The sequence below is a fragment of the Paenibacillus ihbetae genome (assembly GCF_002741055.1).
Classification (GTDB): Bacteria; Bacillota; Bacilli; order Paenibacillales; family Paenibacillaceae; genus Paenibacillus_AQ; species Paenibacillus_AQ ihbetae.
Window position 1 is genome coordinate 3,685,145 of record NZ_CP016809.1, and the last position, 17,316, is coordinate 3,702,460.

Here is a 17,316-nt window from a genome sequence, read left to right on the forward strand (position 1 = left end):
GCTGCTGGATTAAAGCGTCACTAAATGTGCTTGCGAACTCACATGGCTTTCGGCGATACTAGAGATTGGGCAAGCACAAAGTTACAGGTTATGTAAGCTGCAGCAGAAGCGGGAGAGGCATCCTGCCCATTGCCCTGCGAGTGATACCTATTCAAGCCCGCCAAGGGCTTTTTTATTTGGATTATGATAGCGGCATTAGCTGCTGAATACTGCTTGCGAGGCTGCTGGGAGATTAAGACGATGAAATGGTTGGAGCAGTACCCTAAGGAAGTAAAAGGTTTTCTTGTGGCAAGTCTCGTGGCCTCGGCCGGCGGCTCGCTTATGTGGCCGCTCACCACGATGTACGTGTTCGACGAATTGGGACGGAGCATGCAGGATGCAGGCTTCGTCATCCTGATTCAATCGCTTGGAGGAATCGCCGGCCAGCTGGTTGGCGGGGGCCTGTATCACAAGGTCGGCGTGAAACGGCTTATCGTGGGCTCCCTCCTCCTGAATGCGCTGGGTTTGTTCACCCTGCCGTTCATTAACGGCTTATGGGGCTTGTTCGTGGCGATGATGGGCTTCATCGGCTTTTGCAATGCCGTATCGATGCCGGCGATCCAGGCATTTATCGGATTCCGGTTTGCCGATCGGCGCGGCGAGCTGTTTAACGTGATCTATGTAGCCAACAATATCGGCGTTGCCCTGGGCACGGCCATGAGCGGATTTCTGGCGGAAATTTCGTATCATTTGAGCTTTGTGCTGAACGGCGTGACCTCGCTCGGCTTCGCGATCTTCTTCTTGTCCTATCTGACCAAGCTGGACGGCAGCGCCGTACCACAGGAAGACCGGCACCCGAAGCTGAAGGCGCCCCTCGCTGCAGGGCCAGGGACATGGGCGCTTCTCGGGCACACGCGCATTTACCTTTATATGGGGCTTGGCTCGCTGTTTCTCTGGTTCGGCAACTCCATCTGGAACACGGGCGTGTCGCCCTTCATCATTTCGGAAGGGATGTCCAAGACCGCTTACGGCTATCTGTGGACGCTTAACGGCATCCTGATCTTTGCGGCACAGCCCGTAACCAAGCTGATTAAGCGCTGGTTCGCCCGGACGGAGAGCAACCAGATGGCTGTCAGCGCGTTATTTTATTTGTCGGCCTACCTGGTTATCGTCGCGATGCACAGCTATCCAGGCATGGTGCTGGCGATGGTGCTAGCGACCCTGGGCGAAATGCTGATCTCGCCGGCGATTCCGGCATTCATAGCAGAGCGGGCCGGACGGGCGGCTCCGTTCTACATCGGCGTAGCCGGAGGAATGGGCGCGGCCGGGCGGGTGCTCGGTCCGTATGCGATGGGCACGATGTATGACGGCGGCGGATTGACGCCGGTGGCTTGGCTGGCGGCAGCCACGGCGGTGCTGTCATTTGCCTCGTTTGTTGTCCATGCCCGCATCAGCCGCAGCGTCATTCTGGGTGATGACGGCCGTTTACAGGTAACTGGGAAGCGGGGCGTTCCGAAGGAAACCCTGCCGCTATAAGGGAGTGCTTCAAGCAAGCCGAATGTTGTAGAGCAGGCCGGGTGGTCTGCTGAATTTCAAGTCGTCCATGCCTCCGTCGACGCCAAAAGACAAGGAGCTAAGCGAGAATAAATCGCTTAGCTCCTTCATTTTTTTTGAACACCATCCTGCTTTATTCTGAGGGGGTTCCAAATTTTACGGGGACACCCCTCTTTGAGGCATTTAGATCAGTACTGTTAAATTCTTTTACGGCGTATCCAACCGATTCGCCTTCGACCAGGGTGACGTAGATGCGTTCATTCTCAACGGTATCCCCAGCGATCAGCTTGATCAGCTGTTCGGCTGCAAGGGCCCCCCACTTGCGTTTGGAGTAATCAATCGTTGCCAAGCGCGGCTGCATATAGCGGGTCAGCTCGATATTATCAAAGCCGATCAGATGAATCTGCTCGCCAATGATCAGAGAAGAAGTTTCGGTTATCTGGTTGTAAAGTCCGATCGCCATCTCATCATTTAGGCAGAACACGGCTACCGGATGCTTATATTCCGCCATGATTTGTTTAGCCGCTTTTTCACCGCCGCTCTTTTTGAAATCTCCCTCGATCTCGATCCACTCGATATGATCTACCCGGTCCTGGGCCTGTTTAACGGCCTTCATTCTTTGCATGGAGTCGAAGGATCCCGGCGGACCGGTAACGATATAGATCTTCTGGTGTCCACGTTCGATCAGAAATTCCATAGCGAGCGTAGCGCCTGCTTTATTGTCCAGAAGCACCTGATTGATGTTTTTGTGATCGAGCTCGCGGTCTAAGACAACGATTTTGTGATTGCGATCCGCATATTCCAGCAGCTCTTCGCTTTCGAAGGCCTGATCAAGAATAATGGCGCCGTCAATCATCCGCTCGGGAAGCATTCGGTGGGACTGCTTGCCGCTGCATACAATCAGATCATAGCCTTGCGCGTTGGCGACTTCCTTCATGCCGTCCAGAAGATCTCCGTACACATCTCCTTTGAAATCGGTCAGAAAGACGCCTATGATTTTGGACTCTCGCTTTTTAAGCGTTCTGGCTGCCGCATTCGGTATATAGTTCAGTTCCTGAGCGATGGCCAAAATTCGAGAGCTCGTCTCATCCGTCACTTTACTGCTGCCGTTGAGGGCATAAGATACGGTCGATATCGAAACACCGGCTTTTTTTGCGATATCCTTAATACTTACCAATTTTGCTCGCTCCTTCGCATAAACCAATCCCTGGCGGGATTGCAGACTACATGAAGATTTCGACTCTGTTCCGTCCCTGAATCATCTGTTCGAATTGCTGTATGGAAACGCGCAGACCGCCTTCTCGGTAAGGGTTATTGATACGCTCAGCTGTCAGCTCGGTCCCGTTCATCACAACGCGGCTGATGCTGTTGCCCGTAACGTGGTAGACAAAGGTTACCTTGGTACCGGCGAATTCATAGTCGAAATGGAGTCCGTCCATGCTGGCAGGTATAACCGGATCCAATACCAGGTCGCCGCGATCCTGACGGATGCCGAGGGCGTTTGAAATTAACTGGTTCATGTAGATTCCCGGTCCACTGGAATAAATCCGCCAGCCGCCCTTGACCTCTACTTTTCCGCTGCGCAAGTCATCAAAATGCTCTTGAGCCTCGTAGCGGGTATTGAACTTGCCGTCAGAGCTGCTGAAATAAGCATTGCTCTGGCGAATTGCCGCATTCGGTACCACCTCTTGGATACCGACAGGGTTAATCGTTTCAAGCCCTTTCCAAACATCCTCTCCATGTCCAAGCTTCGCCATCGCTTCGATGTAACGGATATGGGCATGGACATATTGTAAGCCTACCTCGCGTCCGAAATTGGAAGCCTGTTCCGCCCGCTTGAAATGCGTGCTTACGCCTCCTTTATAAGAGGCTGGACGGTTCATCAGACGCACGCCGTCCGGGAACAGCAATGTGCTCTGAATAAGCTCGTAATGGGAACGCGCTTGCTCGGGTTCGAGAAGTTCGGCAATCATGCTGCGGGTCATAGGAAGCAGCCGGTACTGTATACCGGTGTCCTGATCCTCAGGGTGTAACATAAGCTTAGGTTGTTCGGGATCCTCGAGGTAGAGGAATCCAGGTATAACATCATTGTTCAGCATGTACCTCTTGAAATCCTGCCCGATATTCGCTGCAATATCAGATATTGTGCCTGCCAGTTCTTGATCAAACGATTGCAGAGCTGTAGAGAGCTGCTTCATCGTTTGATAAGTCAGGGCTACAGTCCAGCTGCTGACCATAAACTGCTTAAGCTGCGCGTTGGCAGGCTGAAGGGTATCGTCCCAGTCACCGTCTCCGTAGGAGGATAGATGGGTATCATGCAGAAAATGATTGCGTATATATTCAATTTCTTTTTTGGCATGCTCCAGAATAGACGCTTTTTTCTCCGTGAACTGGAAAGAATGCTTCAAAGTATAAGGAACTTGTTCATCCAGGATGCTGTAATCCTGTGTGACCGTTAAATAGTCGCTCAATACTTTCAGCGGCCATACAATGATGTCACCGTGGCTCTCTTCCTGCTGTATGGCGAAGTATCGGTCAAACATAAACCACTGCGGCCAGTTTCCGCTATCCTCATATTGATGACAGTATACCATTTTTAGAATATCTCTCACCTGCTCATATTTCTGTGTAGCCATGAAATATTCGACAGGTCCCTGACAGACATCGCGCGTTCCCCAGGCTGCGCCTCCGTACTGCTCCAAGCCATGAGGAGACGAGTAGTGGACGAACATATTATGCGTATACCACCAGGCTAGTGCGTTTAATTTGAATAATTTATCTGCATCATCTCCGGGACGCGAGAGATGGAAGCCATTCATGACTCGGCGATAGTATTCGCGGTAACGAATGATTTCTTGGGATACGCTGCGAGGCCGGTCTGTAATGGTCTTGCCCTCCAGCAGGCCTTGGATCGTAAGCGTCCAATCGCTAGTGCGATCCAGACGGAGGGTTACCAAGGAAGAGGAGCCCGGTGCCACACCGTCAGCCATCGTCGTTTCATCTCCAACCGTTACCTTCGCACCGTCAACCCAAAGGCGGTATTGCAATTCCGGATAAGCTTTGGCCGATACAGGATTCGTATCGGAGTGGAACGTCAGCACTCCGGCTTCTTCTGTCATGTGTACCGGAGTTTCGTACTCATTAACGTTCATCGTCACATGATTCGTGACTAAATAATTATACGGGATTCCATTCTCCGATCGGACATGCAGCCGCACTTCGGGGGCATCCAGCACCGTATAGTTCGTAATGATCAGCATGTCGTCTTCCGTTTTATAGTACCAGCGAGCATAGTTAAAGCCGATTTCGAACATAGACGGCATCGTCAGCAGATGATACGTTCCGTCCTTTTCTACATAAATCCGCTGGCCCGACGTTTTTGGCACATTGAGTGCGCTGCGGGAATTGCTCATCATTTTATTCATATTCGTGTTGCCAACCACGACATGGGAGTTGAAGATGCCGTACATGAAAGAGGTAGTTGCCATCACTTCAGCACCGAGCTTCAGGTTGTCGCCGCTCAACAGAATATGCCCATGCGGGCGTTCAACGAGCATTTCTTTTTGCTTCAAGACAATATGTTCATAGGTATCCGTGAAGAAAGCCAGCAGGTTACCCTGATTGCGCTCCTCCTGATGTCTGCTGCCTATTGGAAAACGCGCATTGATTTCTTCTTCGGACAACTCGAGCGCTTGCAGCGGTTTGCCGATATACGGTTTAAGACGAGTGGCAGGGAGGGGCTCGAGCTTATGCTTGGAAGTCTGATTCTCATAGGACTGCCAAGCTTGCTGAACCTCCGTCAAATACTCAAGCTCCTCAACTGCAGCAGGGTGATTTCCCTTAAAGAGGCCATAAAACACAAAATGCTCTTCGCCGTTTAATGTCTTTTGCTTAGATTGAAGCCCGGTATAGGCAAATTCATATTGGTACACTTCACAGGCCAGTTTCTCCTGACTCAGGCAGACCGGCGTGTTCGTTTCCTTGTACGACAGTCCGAAGAATTGGAAGCCATCCGTTGAATATGCTGAAGCTCCCGTGAGAGAACCTTGCTGGAGATAAGGGAAGGCACCGCCTTGGGGTTGGTTTTGGCGGGAACATACCACATATCCCTGTTCACTGTGCTCAAAGACGCGGTGATCAATATATTGGGATAGATAAGCTTCATTGCTGCGAACCGCTCCAATGTCAGCAATTCCTGCATCCTGTCCGTAGATGATGTCAATGACTTGGCCTTGCCCACGGGTCTGAACATCCCAGAACCAGATTCCCTCCGGCTGGAGTACGAACGAAACCTCGTATTCCACATCTTCCGCTGTCCCCTCCCAGACGATCATTCCTTTTCCCGTGCTTACTTTACTGGAGGAATGAATGCCGAGCAGTGGATAACTGGTTATGCCCGCTTCATTGTGAATTCGCAAATAGATATTGTTCATGGAGCCGTCCAGCGGACTGGAGATCAGCTGATTGATCATGGTATTTCCGCTTACGGCTTTATATAAGTCACCGCTTTGCCAGAAGCTAAAGCAAAGGTCGCCCGCCTGAATGTGAATCAGATCTTGTGTAATAGTTGTCATAAGTAGGTCACTCCTCCTATCCTGGCAGTAACCGCCATGTCCGGCGGCTATGCCAAGGCAGTTGTGATGTAGTTTAAATAATCGATATAGTAATAGATTTATACAAGCTTAAAGGAAGCCTGCAGGCAATCCCGGCTATTGGGACCGACAAACAGTTGGAAGCTGCCCGGATCACTAGTAAAGCTGAGATCACTGTGATGGTAACGGAGCATATCTTCGCTAATGGTGAATTCGGCGATTGAGCTTTCGCCCGGTTGAAGCTCCAGCTGTTGGAATCCTTTCAGCTCGCGCAGTGGCCGAACGACTTCGCCTGTCATATCCCGAATATACAGCTGGACCGTTTCGACACCCGTTCTAGTACCGGTGTTGGTCACCTGAATCCGCGCCGTAAGATGCTGATCCGCTGTAATCTCGCTACTGGACAGTTGAAGCTCACCGTATTCAAAGGTCGTATAAGACAGGCCGTAGCCGAACGGAAGCAGAGGCTCATTAGGACTGTCGATATATTTAGATACATAGCGTTCACCGGTTTTGGAAGGGTCCATAGGGCGGCCAGTATTGAAGGCGTTGTAATAAACCGGAATTTGACCTACGGACTGCGGGAAGGACATGGTGAGCCTTCCGGACGGATTCATATGGCCGATCAGCAGATCGGCTATGGCTGCACCGCCTTCGCTGCCTGGGAACCAAGCTTCAAGCACGGCATCCGCTTTATCGAAAATACCTTGCAGATCCAGTGGACGGCCGTTAAAGATGACAGCAGCAATAGGCTTGTTTAACTGCTTCAGATGTCGAACCAGCTCGAGCTGCGCTTTCGGCAGCGTAATATCCGTGCGCGAACCGCCTTCACCGCTCATCTCGGATTGTTCGCCGAGTGCCAGAACGATGACATCCGCTTCACGGGCAGCGTCCAGTGCCAACTCCAGCTGCTTTGCGTCCATCGAGTCAAAATTGCATCCGGCAGTGATGGTCAGCTTGCCGCTGATGCGTTCTTTCATGGCCGTGCCCAGCTTTACGGCATCTTCCTTGGCTCCGACGCAGGACCACCATCCGAGGATGTCCTCCTGGTCTGCAAAAGGGCCGATCAAAGCGACATTGGAATCAGGTTGAAGTGGAAGAACACCGTTATTTTTTAGCAGGACGCTGGACTTCACCGCCAGATCGTAAGCTGCCTGGCGATGCTCGTCACAGAAGAGCAGCTCGCGCTCCCGTTCCGGATCCGCTCCCCGGAACGGATTCTCGAACAATCCCAGCTTGTTTTTCAATTGCAGAATACGCATGACGGCCTCATCGATCAGCGATTCATCGATGAGCCCGCTCTTGATCAAATTCGGAAGATGATGGACGTAGCAAGGGGTCATCATTTCGATATCGACGCCTGCGCGCATCGCCCGGTAGGCAGCTTCACGGTCATCCTCTGCGGCCCCGTGGGCGATCATTTCCCGAATGGATGCCCAGTCGGATATGAGAATCCCGTCAAATCCCCACTCACCACGCAAAATACCGCGCATCAGCTTCTCATTGCCGGAGGCAGGAATGCCATCAACGGTATTGAAAGAGGCCATCACCATTTCGCAGCCTTCATCCAGCGCGGCCTTATAAGCAGGGAGATAATATTCGCGCAGTTGTCTCTCGGACATGTCCACCGTGTTGTAATCACGGCCACCCTCCGCAGCCCCGTACGCGGCAAAGTGCTTGACGCAGGCGGCCAGGCGTTCGTTATCCTCCGCCAGCGCGCTTCCCTGGTACCCGCGCACAAAAGCTCTGGCGAACAAGCCGTTCAAATACGGGTCTTCGCCCGTTGTTTCCATGACTCGTCCCCAGCGTGGATCGCGTACCAGGTCAACCATTGGAGCGAACGTGACATGGATGCCGGAGACGGCGGACTCCCGTGCGGCAATTTCTGCACTTTTCTCGGCAAGCTCGAGATCCCAGGAACAGCCGATGGCAAGCGGGATCGGAAAGATGGTCTTAAACCCGTGTACCACATCTGCCATAAACAAGAGCGGAATCCCGAGACGGCTGTTCTTCATATAATTCTGTTGTAATGCTATGATCGAAGCGGCTCCTGACAGACCGAGAACCGAACCGCTGGCACGCACCATGTCGGTGGTGAGCCCCATTTCCTCCATGGGCCCTGTAATTTGGCCCTGATCTTCCGTGCCTTCATGGAGATTAGATGTAAGCTGCAGCAACTGTGCTATCTTTTCTTCTAGCGTCATCTTCGTTAAAAGGTCGGTTAACTGCTTCTGGTCCATGTATTTCCCTCCACTTCTTTATATCTACGAGAATAAATAGAATGAGAACGGGTTGACTGATGTCTCTATCTCCTTTCTCAGGAGCATGCACAAAACATGGACGGGCATGTAGTTGTGCAAACTCCTCATTCAGAAGAATGAGCAGGGCAGAAGTCAAGAACCCGGCTGCATTTGAAATCCTGCACACCGGGTTCAAAGGACTTGTACCGCTGGCGAATGCCTCAGGCCAACTCTAGTTTGAAGCTGTTTGTTTTACTTTTTTAAGTTATTGAGTTCATCCAAGACAGGTTGCACAAGAGATTGCTTGCTCTCAACCCACTTTTTCCAATTCGTTTCCAAATCCCCGTCTTGGAGAATCAGGTTGGTGTATTCTTCAGCGTAATTGAAGGTTGCCTGGTTTTTAGCCTTGGAATCATACAGCTGGACATCCCAATCGTACAGAGCGAGTGCGCCGCCTTCCTTGCCGAGCTTCGCTTTGTTCTGGTAGTGCTTGACTGCCGTATCACGGTATTCTTGCTTAATTGCAGGGTTGATCATGCTGAAATCGTCGCCAAGCAGGTAAAGACCTTCAAAGCGTCCAGGATATTTGTCGCCGACGCTCGTTCCTTCGGGAAGGAGGCTGATCAATTCTTTGTTCTCCCCGTATTTCCAGTCGGTTCCTTCAAAGCCCATGTTCAGAATCATTTGTCCTTCTTCTGTGACGGAGAAGTCAACAAGGTCCATAACACGCTCGAATTTCTCTTTGCTGATATCCGGCGAGAAGATCAGGGCGGACCAGAAGTTAACCTGCTCCAGATTGCGGTACTTGCCGTCTTCGCCAAGGACGATAGCGGTATGAACAACATCATCGCTGTTCAGATTCAGGTTCTTCTTCATGTCTTTATCCACGTCTTGACGGTAGGAAGCCAGTCCGCCGAGACTCATGACAGCAGCCGTTCCGTTCACACGGAAGTTGTTGCTGGCTTCACTGCTCTTCCAGGTATAGAATTCAGGATTCAGAAGGCCTTCCTTGTATGCTTCCTGAACCAGCTTCAGGCCGGTAAGTGTCTCCGGATCTGCCGGACCCCACTTGTATTTGCCGTCTTCACCTTTATAGAACGCCGATTCCACACGGGAATGTGCGCTGTTCGGCATCATGATGTTCGTCAGGACATCATCAGGCTTGTAGGAGATCGGAACGAGCTTGGATCCTACTTTGCCCGGATCCTTCTCTTTCACCAGACGGGCGTACTCCATGAGTTCGCTTGTTGTGTAAGCATCCTTGAGTTCAAAATTGACAGCCTCTGCCCAGTCCTTGCGAATAGCGATAACGCCAATCTGGTTCGTGAGCGGATCAGCCGGCTTGTTCTCGAAGTATACCGGTCTTGGCAGAATGTAAGTTCCGCCAGTCAGCTCTTCCAGCTTATCGCCAAGTCCGGTCAGGCTGTATGCCTTCGCAACGTTCGGCCAGCGTTCCTTCCAGTCATCAGGGAACTTGTACAAGAGACCTTGATCAATGTAGTTCATCGCATCGCCGTGAACATAATCCCAGACAGCCACATCAGGCAAATCGCCCGAGTTGATCCACAGACGGAGCTTCTCGCCCCAGGAATCCCACTCGACAAAGTTGTAATCCCACTCGATGTTGTACTTGTCCATCCAGTACTTGTGGAACTCGTTGTCCATATCGCCGTCCTTGACCGTAACGGTGCTTGCTACGGAAATTTTCAGCTTATCCTTGTAGTTCCCGTTCTCGTCTTTACCGCTTTCTCCACTGCTTGAAGAATCTCCCTTCGAGCATGCGGTCACAAGCACAAGGCTCATGCTCAGCAGCAGCAACAGAATGGATTTAGCCGACAGCCGTTTGTTCGTTTTCATGTTTTACCCCCATGAATGATTAAATTTTTGGCTGAATCTATGCATTAATCAGGTCTTGATAGCCCCTGTTAATACCCCTTTGGCAAAATGCTTTTGAAGCATCGGGAAGAAGCACATAATCGGTACCATACTGACAAATACCGCTGCCATTTTCATACCGGTCGAGAAGTTGGACTTCCCGGCGGCATCCACGCTTGAAGCGTTGGAGGCGTTGGTCTGCGATTCGACGATGATCGTTCGCAGCACGTTCTGGAGCGGGAGCTGATCCGCCTTTCGCAGGAAGATCATGGCGTCATACCAGCTGTTCCAAATGGCTACGCCGTAGAACAGCGTAATGGTCGCAATAATCGGGGCGGCCAGCGGCAGGACGACGGAGAAGAGGATTTTCCATTCTCCGGCCCCATCAAGCCGGGCGGATTCCATCAAGGATTCCGGGAGCCCCTGGAAGTAGTTCATCATCAGAATCATGTTGAAGGCGCTGAAGCTGCCTGCGAGAATAACGGACCAGAGCGTTCCGGTCAGGTGCAGCGCCTTCATGATGAGATAGAGCGGAACAATCCCGCCGTTGAAGATCATGGTGAACAGGACCAGCATAAAGATCAGCTTTTTGCCCGGAAACTTGTTCCGGCTGAGCGCATAAGCCATCGTAATGGTTAAGAACAGACTGAGCGGCAAGCCGATAATCAGGAGCTTGAAGGTGTTCCAGTAGCCGGTCAGGATGCTTCCGTCGGCGAACAGCGCTTTGTAATTTTCCAGCGTTGGATTAGCAGGCAGCATCATGAGCGGGTTATCGGCGTATTCTTTTGGCGTGGAGAACGAGATCATAATGACATTCCAGAACGGAATCACGATCAGCAGAGCCAGTACGAGAAGAACGGCCAGCAAAATATAATCCAGAAGGGTCATCGTCTTCTTGTTCTTGCGTATCTTCGTCCTCTTGGGGCTTGTATCAATAGTGCTCATTTCTTTTCGACTCCTTTCTTAACGGAATAAACCGTCTCCGCCCATTTTTTTGGCTACTCTGTCCGCAATAAGCAGAAGCGCCATGTTGACGAGAGACCGGAACAAGCTGACCGCCGTAGAGAACGAGAAGTCCGTTGACGACTGGAACGTAATCCGGTAAATGTAGACGTCCAGCACTTCCGATACGTTCTTGGTCGCGGCATTCGCCAGGTTAAATATTTGATCGAAGCCGGAGGACATCAGTCCGCCTACCGAAAGGATGAACATGATCGTCACGGTGGGCATAATATTAGGCAGCGTAATGCGGAACATCTGCTGCATCCGTGTAGCTCCGTCGATTTGAGCCGATTCATATTGGTCTTGATCGATACCGGATATGGCGGCGAGGTAGACGATCGCTCCCCAGCCGGCCGATTTCCAGATATCCGTGAGCAGGATCATCGGAATGAAGTTGCTTTCCGAACCCAGGAAGTTGATGGTCGGCAGACCGAGTATCGCAAGGGTGCTGTTCACCAGGCCGTCATAAGCCAGCACGTTGATGACAATACCGGAGACGATAATCCAGGACAGGAAGTGCGGGAAGGTCAGCACCGTCTGGAAGGCCTTTTTCATCCGATGCATCCGCAGCTCGTTCAGGATCAGCGCGAGAATGATCGGAACCGGAAACGTGACCACCAGCTTGATAATGTTAATGTAGAGCGTACGCCAGACGGCATCGATAAAGGTCGGGTCCCGGAATACATACTTAAAGTTCTCGAATCCGACCCACGGGCTGCCCAGGATTCCGAGATTGGCCTTGTAGTCCTTGAATGCGAGGGACAGGCCGCCCATCGGCATGTAGGCGAAGATGATCAGCCAGACAAGCCCGGGAATCAGCAGGGTGTAGGTCATTCGGTTTTTTTTGATTTCAGACGCAAGCTTCTTGAATTTTGAGCGTCCGTTCGGTTTCTTGGTGGGCCCTAAGGCTGCAGGTTTCAAGTCGCATCTCCTCACTCTTCTTGAGTCTTGTCGTTACAAAGAAAATCAAATGCCGTTTCCAGATGCTGCTCCCAGAACCGCCATTCATGCGCCCCGGGTCCTTCCACGTAGCGGAAGTCGAAACCGCTTTGTCTCAGGTATGCGGCAAATTCGCGGTTCATCTTGATAAAGGGATCCTCCGTTCCGCAGCAGCAGAGGATCGGGGGCAGCTTTCCGGTCTGCGAAAGTGCCGCTTCCGCGAGCTTATACAGATCCTGATCCGGCTTGATGTCAAGCTCCGGACCAAATACGGCCTGCATTTCCTTGACCATACCGGCAGGCATGTCCATATCGTGAATCCTCTGCCGAATATCGGTTACACCAGATAACGAAACGGCTTTTGCGTATTGTCCCGGATAAGTCAACGCACATTTAAGGGCTCCATATCCGCCCATGGACAAGCCGGCGATAAAGGTACGGGCCGGGTCCTCATTCAGCTGGAACAATCGGCTGCAAAACTTCGGGAGCTCCTGGGTAACGTAATAAAAATAGTTAAGGCCATACGTCATGTCTGTATAGTAGCTTCGGTTTGCCTCCGGCATAATGACGGTGCAGTTGTATTGATGTGCGTATTGCTCAACGGTAGTCAGGCGCTGCCAAGTGCTCGCGTTATCGCCTGCTCCATGAAGAAGATAGAGTGTGTAATCCGGTGCTTTGCCTGATTCCACGGGCGACACGACATGGATGCTTGTCGTCATGCATAAAGTGGGGGAGCCGGTCTCTATCGTAATATGCGCCATAAGTAACCCCTTTCAAATGTGAATGATCTAGGCAGGTAGGCGGTGGGATCTATGCATCCCGATGATCCACAAAATCCAAGCGGGACTGCCGAAACACCTGTCAGTTCCGTTACCGATGTGATTCAAAAACACCGTTATTTTATGTAAGCGATTTATCGAATCGTTTCGATAACATCATAATTCGACATCAAATCTTTGTCAATATCGTTTTTAAAAATATGATTTTCCGTGGAAAATGTTGCGATCAAGGACTAATATCTATATTTTCACCCTATTTCGGTGTATTTTCGCCTATAGAAAACGCTTTCAATAAGTTGAGAATACTATGGATTCCTGTAATGATGTATTGGTAAAAAAACCATCCATTGTTGAAACGTTTCTATTGAGGTGCAACATGTTAGGTTTGAAACATGTTATTCTGGGGTGAGAGCATGAATCATGCCAAAAACCTTTTCAGGGGCTGCAGTCTAACGAGACTTAAGTGGATAGGAGGTAAATCCATGTCTAATCATTCATTAACTGGCTTTATTGATTACATCGCAGAGAGAGGATTGCAGGTGCATTCAGCGCGGGTTCGCCAAAACGGCCGGCTGTGGGGAAAGTACGATTTGACGGAGGACAAACGGCGTGTTCAGCATTCCATCAGCAAATCTTTTACTTGTATGGCCGTTGGCCTGGCCATTGAGGAAGGCAAGCTTGCGCTGAACAGCCGGCTGGGTGAATTTTTTCAGCGTCATTCTTCGATGGTCGACACGCTGGAGCCGTCTCTTGATCCCGGCAACATCACACTGTACAATTTGCTTCGAATGTCTTCGGGCCATGATTCGCCGCCCTTATGGGCAAACGAAAGAGCATCTTTGAAAGAGAAGGATTGGGCTAAGTACTATATGTCGTTACCGCTTGACCGGACGCCGGGCGAGACTTTTACATACAGCAGTGGAGATACGTTCATGATCTCGGCTATGCTCCAGGCGGCGACAGGCGAAACGGTAAGGGACTATCTGACTCCGCGCCTGTTTGAGCCCTTGGGTATAGAAAATGTTCATTGGGAGTCATCCCCGTTGGGTGTGACGCTGGGTTGTGCGGGCTTATTTATCAGCAATGAGGAACTCAGCGTATTTGGTCAACTTCTGCTGCAGCGTGGATTGTGGGAAGGACAACAGATTGTGCCTGAAGCGTGGATCCGATTCGTATCCACCAAACAGATCGATACGAAGGGCAATCCCGATTGGGCCCAGGGGTATGGCTGTCAATTTTGGATGTGCACTCATGATGCCTACCGTGCAGATGGGGCTTCCGGCCAGCTATGCATCGTTATCCCTGGCAAAGATGCGGTCATCGCGGTGAATAGCCAGGAAGACCGAATGCAGGAGATTATGGATGCAGTTTGGACAGAAATTTACCCGTTGTTATAGATGAATACAATGAGATACCGTGTGTAGGGGCTTCCGGTTCTGCTTGGACATAGGGTCCCCGCTGCCATTGCTCCCTCGGCCGGATCGAACGCTATAGGATAGGCTGCTGCATATCGAGCCTCACCCTGCAGTGGTTGCCCCCGCCTGTTATAATAAAGGGGTACGCGCTGTTTAAAGTGAGGGGATGCTAGGGTGAAAGCCAGTCAGGAAATCGTCACCATCCGCTTGTCGGAGATGAAGGACGCCGCTCAGCTGATGGAGCTGGACCATCTGATATGGAACAGGAATACGGCCCCCGAGCCGCTGCATTGGACCTCGAGGGAGCAGTTTTTGCTGCATTGCCCTCCAGGAAGCCAGCTGGTGGCGGCTTGCGATGATATATTGTGCGGTTATGTCGGCTTTCGTTCTCCCAGCGGGATGGAGAGCCATCGCCATGTGATGGAGCTGAATATTGCGGTTCATCCGTCCTATCAGCGCCAAGGCATCGGTCTGCAGCTGATCGAGGCGGCCAAGGAGCTGGCGGGCGGAGAGGGGATTGCCAAGCTGAGGCTCCGGGTGCTGTCCTCGAATCCTGCAGCCTTATCCTTCTACCGCGCTTGCGGCTTCCGGGAAGAGGGAAGGCTGGTCCGGGAATTTTATGTGGATGGCCGATATGTGGATGATATATGGATGTGCTGCTTTTTATAAAATATCAGGAATGCTCACAATCTTGGTCCGGCGATGGGCCGCGATTATGGAATGAACGGTCCGGCAGTTATTGCCGGGCCGTTTGCTGTGTCCGGGCAGCCTTGTGCATGGCCATAGACGTATGCATACAGGCCTTATGCAGCGTCATAGACGGCATGCGTTACGCGTACAGGACCTCCTCGAAGGTTAAGCGCCGCGCCTACTGTGTCAGCAGGCGTCTTCGTGTGCTTCGTGATCCAATGATGACTTTTTGAACAACCTCATATAGTATGATGAAAAGATCAGTTAGACGGAGGTAGAGTTGCCATGACGTTGGGAATCGTTTCGCTGAATGTTGGGAAGCCGGTCACGGTGGACTATGAGGGCAAGGCTCTGACGACCGGAATCCATAAGCAGCCCGTGCAAGGACCGGTGTTTTTAAGCAATGTGAATTTTGAAGGGGACGGTCAGGCCGATCTCGTGAATCACGGAGGTCCGGACAAGGCGGTGTGCGCTTACCCTTACGAGCACTATCCATATTGGCAGAGATCCCTGGGCAAGGATATGCCGTATGCCTCATTCGGGGAAAATTTAACGCTGCAAGGCCTCCTGGAGGACCAGGTATGCATCGGCGATGTGTTTCGGATTGGCGGTGCAGTCCTGCAGGTCAGCCAGCCCAGATATCCGTGCTTCAAGCTGTCGCACAAGCATGGGGTGAAGGATATGCCGGCCAGGGTGCTTAATACGGGCTACAGCGGGTTTTATTTCCGCGTCCTGGAGGAAGGCGAGGTCAGCGCGGATTCCCCAGTGATTCCGCTGGATCGCCGCAGCTCCGGTGTAACGGTGCGGGAAGTGCTGCGCGTGATGAAGGAAGGCCGCAAGGATGAGGAGGCGCTAAGCCGGATGCTGGAGCTGGAGGAGCTGGCTGCAAGCTTGAAGGGGCAGTTCGCGAAGTGGCTGGAGAAAATGAATTAAGGATCCCTAACGAACGCAGGGAAAGCTTCGTCCGTTGGCGGTTACGCCTATAGCTTGCCGACCACACTCTTAAGGGAGGGCCGGTCCGCGAGGTTCCGCTCGATAGGTTCCCAAGCTATTCTTTAAAAAGGAAAAAGGGACGGGCGCCTCCATCCTGACCCCGGCGATTCGCCGTATGTCTGGATGCTGCGTCCTGTCCCCGTTCGGTAAAGTCCTCAATCTAGCCTAGCCGCTTCCATTCGCTCTGAATCATGCCGTAGACGGCATGGTTGACGTAGCCCTGGGGCAGCTTCTCCGCCTCGCGGATCACGCCCTCCAGGACGAATCCGAGCCGCTCCGGGATGGCCCGGCTGCGGTGGTTGGCGGTTGCGCAGCGAATCTCCACCCGGTTCAGCCCCATCCGCATGAGCGCATGGTCCGTGAAAGCCCGGCAAGCGCTCGTCATCAGCCCTTGCCCGGTGAATTGCTGATCAAGCCAGTAGCCGAGGCCGACGGAGCGGTTGTTCCAATCGATCTCATGGAAGGAGATCGTTCCCGCCAGCTCTTCTCTCACCCAGATGCCGGCGGAGAAGCCGCCGTTTTCCGCAGCCTGCTTCATCGCTCCCTTTATGTAATTGACGGTGTCGTTAACCTCCTGTACGGAATCCACCCACGGAAGCCACTTCCGCAGCCGGTCCCGTGAACGGTCCGTGATTTCGAACAGCGCCCGCGCATGCTCGATCGCAAGCGGACGCAGCTCGACATGCTCGTCAAGCGCATATCCAAACATCTCGCATCTCCCTCTTTTGTGTTGATCCTGCCCCGCAGCTTTAGCGGGTTCGCTTCGTGTTCGTGTTTTTTTCCAGCGCGTAAATGTCCTCTTCCAGCGAAATCATCCGCTCATTTACGACTTGCCTGCAATCGCTGAGAGCCTGATTGTAAATGTGAGGTCCCAGGGTTGCCGCAAAATAGTCCAAGATGCCTTCCGCGGCAAGATGGCCGATCGTTTCGCCGCGCTCGGTTTCGAAATAATGGCGGACTTCTTCGACCAGCAGATCGCGCTGTTCCTTGGCAAGCTTGATCGGTCTCATGAAGGAATGCCTCCTGTCGGCTGTTTTTGTATCCATGCTACCTCATTCAAGCCGCACCCGTCAAAGCATATGTAGTGCCGCGGCAGAAGCGCTGGCTTACTCGCGGATTGCCCGCTTTTTGCTGGCTTGCCCAGCGAAGCTTCACATCCCCTGGGCAGCAGGAGCGATAAGGGCTCCAAGCGAATATATCCGGCTAATTTGAAAGGCCTGCTTATCCCCTGGAAGCGCCCGCGTTCCTTGAACAATCG

13 protein-coding genes are annotated in these 17,316 nt (G+C 52.1%); 4 read left to right on the top strand and 9 right to left on the bottom strand.

The genetic code is table 11. The features are described from left to right. The first annotated feature begins 240 nt into the window (after positions 1-240). Positions 241-1,515 carry an MFS transporter gene (locus BBD41_RS16315; protein WP_099478213.1) on the top strand — a complete coding sequence of 425 codons (1,275 nt, stop codon included), beginning with the start codon at positions 241-243 and terminating at the stop codon, positions 1,513-1,515. Between the two features lie 151 nt (positions 1,516-1,666). Here BBD41_RS16315 and BBD41_RS16320 read toward each other — a convergent pair whose 3' ends face one another. The 7 genes from BBD41_RS16320 to BBD41_RS16350 form a co-directional block, all read right to left on the bottom strand. After that, positions 1,667-2,710: a LacI family DNA-binding transcriptional regulator gene (locus tag BBD41_RS16320; RefSeq protein WP_237086814.1), complete on the bottom strand. Its 1,044-nt coding sequence runs from the start codon at positions 2,708-2,710 to the stop codon at positions 1,667-1,669. A gap of 46 nt (positions 2,711-2,756) precedes the next feature. Further along, on the bottom strand, positions 2,757-6,107 hold the full coding sequence (locus BBD41_RS16325; RefSeq protein WP_099478214.1) for a GH36-type glycosyl hydrolase domain-containing protein: 3,351 nt from the start codon (positions 6,105-6,107) through the stop codon (positions 2,757-2,759). A gap of 98 nt (positions 6,108-6,205) precedes the next feature. Further along, positions 6,206-8,365 (bottom strand): glycoside hydrolase family 3 N-terminal domain-containing protein, encoded by a 2,160-nt coding sequence (locus BBD41_RS16330; RefSeq protein WP_099478215.1) that lies wholly within the window; start codon positions 8,363-8,365, stop codon positions 6,206-6,208. Positions 8,366-8,617: 252 nt separating this feature from the next. Then, positions 8,618-10,222 carry an extracellular solute-binding protein gene (locus tag BBD41_RS16335; RefSeq protein WP_077568470.1) on the bottom strand — a complete coding sequence of 535 codons (1,605 nt, stop codon included), beginning with the start codon at positions 10,220-10,222 and terminating at the stop codon, positions 8,618-8,620. A gap of 48 nt (positions 10,223-10,270) precedes the next feature. Next, complete coding sequence (locus tag BBD41_RS16340; protein ID WP_077568469.1) at positions 10,271-11,185, bottom strand: carbohydrate ABC transporter permease; 915 nt, start codon at positions 11,183-11,185, stop codon at positions 10,271-10,273. 18 nt (positions 11,186-11,203) lie between these two features. Then, on the bottom strand, positions 11,204-12,163 hold the full coding sequence (locus tag BBD41_RS16345) for an ABC transporter permease (RefSeq protein WP_077568468.1): 960 nt from the start codon (positions 12,161-12,163) through the stop codon (positions 11,204-11,206). An 11-nt stretch (positions 12,164-12,174) separates the two neighbouring features. Further along, positions 12,175-12,942: an alpha/beta hydrolase gene (locus tag BBD41_RS16350; RefSeq protein ID WP_099478216.1), complete on the bottom strand. Its 768-nt coding sequence runs from the start codon at positions 12,940-12,942 to the stop codon at positions 12,175-12,177. A gap of 500 nt (positions 12,943-13,442) precedes the next feature. Between BBD41_RS16350 and BBD41_RS16355 the strand changes: the two genes are divergently transcribed. From BBD41_RS16355 to BBD41_RS16365, 3 genes are all read left to right on the top strand, one after another. Then, positions 13,443-14,357, top strand: a complete 915-nt coding sequence (locus tag BBD41_RS16355) for a serine hydrolase domain-containing protein (RefSeq protein WP_077568466.1) — start codon at positions 13,443-13,445, stop codon at positions 14,355-14,357. Positions 14,358-14,549: 192 nt separating this feature from the next. Then, positions 14,550-15,044: a GNAT family N-acetyltransferase gene (locus BBD41_RS16360; protein WP_099478217.1), complete on the top strand. Its 495-nt coding sequence runs from the start codon at positions 14,550-14,552 to the stop codon at positions 15,042-15,044. A 306-nt stretch (positions 15,045-15,350) separates the two neighbouring features. Continuing rightward, the gene (locus tag BBD41_RS16365; protein ID WP_099478218.1) at positions 15,351-15,998 is read left to right on the top strand and encodes an MOSC domain-containing protein; all 648 of its coding nucleotides are present in this window, start codon (positions 15,351-15,353) and stop codon (positions 15,996-15,998) included. A gap of 220 nt (positions 15,999-16,218) precedes the next feature. Here the strand turns inward: BBD41_RS16365 and BBD41_RS16370 are convergent, their stop codons facing one another. Together BBD41_RS16370 and BBD41_RS16375 are read right to left on the bottom strand one after the other, a co-directional pair. Beyond that, positions 16,219-16,767 carry a GNAT family N-acetyltransferase gene (locus tag BBD41_RS16370; RefSeq protein ID WP_007128811.1) on the bottom strand — a complete coding sequence of 183 codons (549 nt, stop codon included), beginning with the start codon at positions 16,765-16,767 and terminating at the stop codon, positions 16,219-16,221. A 40-nt stretch (positions 16,768-16,807) separates the two neighbouring features. Continuing rightward, complete coding sequence (locus BBD41_RS16375) at positions 16,808-17,068, bottom strand: DUF2164 domain-containing protein (protein WP_099478219.1); 261 nt, start codon at positions 17,066-17,068, stop codon at positions 16,808-16,810. Positions 17,069-17,316: the final 248 nt, after the last annotated feature.

Bases quoted from the DNA above. Each gene is read 5' to 3' on its own strand.
- BBD41_RS16365 (WP_099478218.1), top strand. From the start codon at position 15,351: ATGACGTTGGGAATCGTTTCGCTGAATGTTGGGAAGCCGGTCACGGTG.
- BBD41_RS16355 (WP_077568466.1), top strand. From the start codon at position 13,443: ATGTCTAATCATTCATTAACTGGCTTTATTGATTACATCGCAGAGAGA.
- BBD41_RS16370 (WP_007128811.1), bottom strand. From the start codon at position 16,767: ATGTTTGGATATGCGCTTGACGAGCATGTCGAGCTGCGTCCGCTTGCG.
- BBD41_RS16315 (WP_099478213.1), top strand. From the start codon at position 241: ATGAAATGGTTGGAGCAGTACCCTAAGGAAGTAAAAGGTTTTCTTGTG.
- BBD41_RS16335 (WP_077568470.1), bottom strand. From the start codon at position 10,222: ATGAAAACGAACAAACGGCTGTCGGCTAAATCCATTCTGTTGCTGCTG.
- BBD41_RS16330 (WP_099478215.1), bottom strand. From the start codon at position 8,365: ATGGACCAGAAGCAGTTAACCGACCTTTTAACGAAGATGACGCTAGAA.
- BBD41_RS16325 (WP_099478214.1), bottom strand. From the start codon at position 6,107: ATGACAACTATTACACAAGATCTGATTCACATTCAGGCGGGCGACCTT.
- BBD41_RS16350 (WP_099478216.1), bottom strand. From the start codon at position 12,942: ATGGCGCATATTACGATAGAGACCGGCTCCCCCACTTTATGCATGACG.
- BBD41_RS16375 (WP_099478219.1), bottom strand. From the start codon at position 17,068: ATGAGACCGATCAAGCTTGCCAAGGAACAGCGCGATCTGCTGGTCGAA.
- BBD41_RS16340 (WP_077568469.1), bottom strand. From the start codon at position 11,185: ATGAGCACTATTGATACAAGCCCCAAGAGGACGAAGATACGCAAGAAC.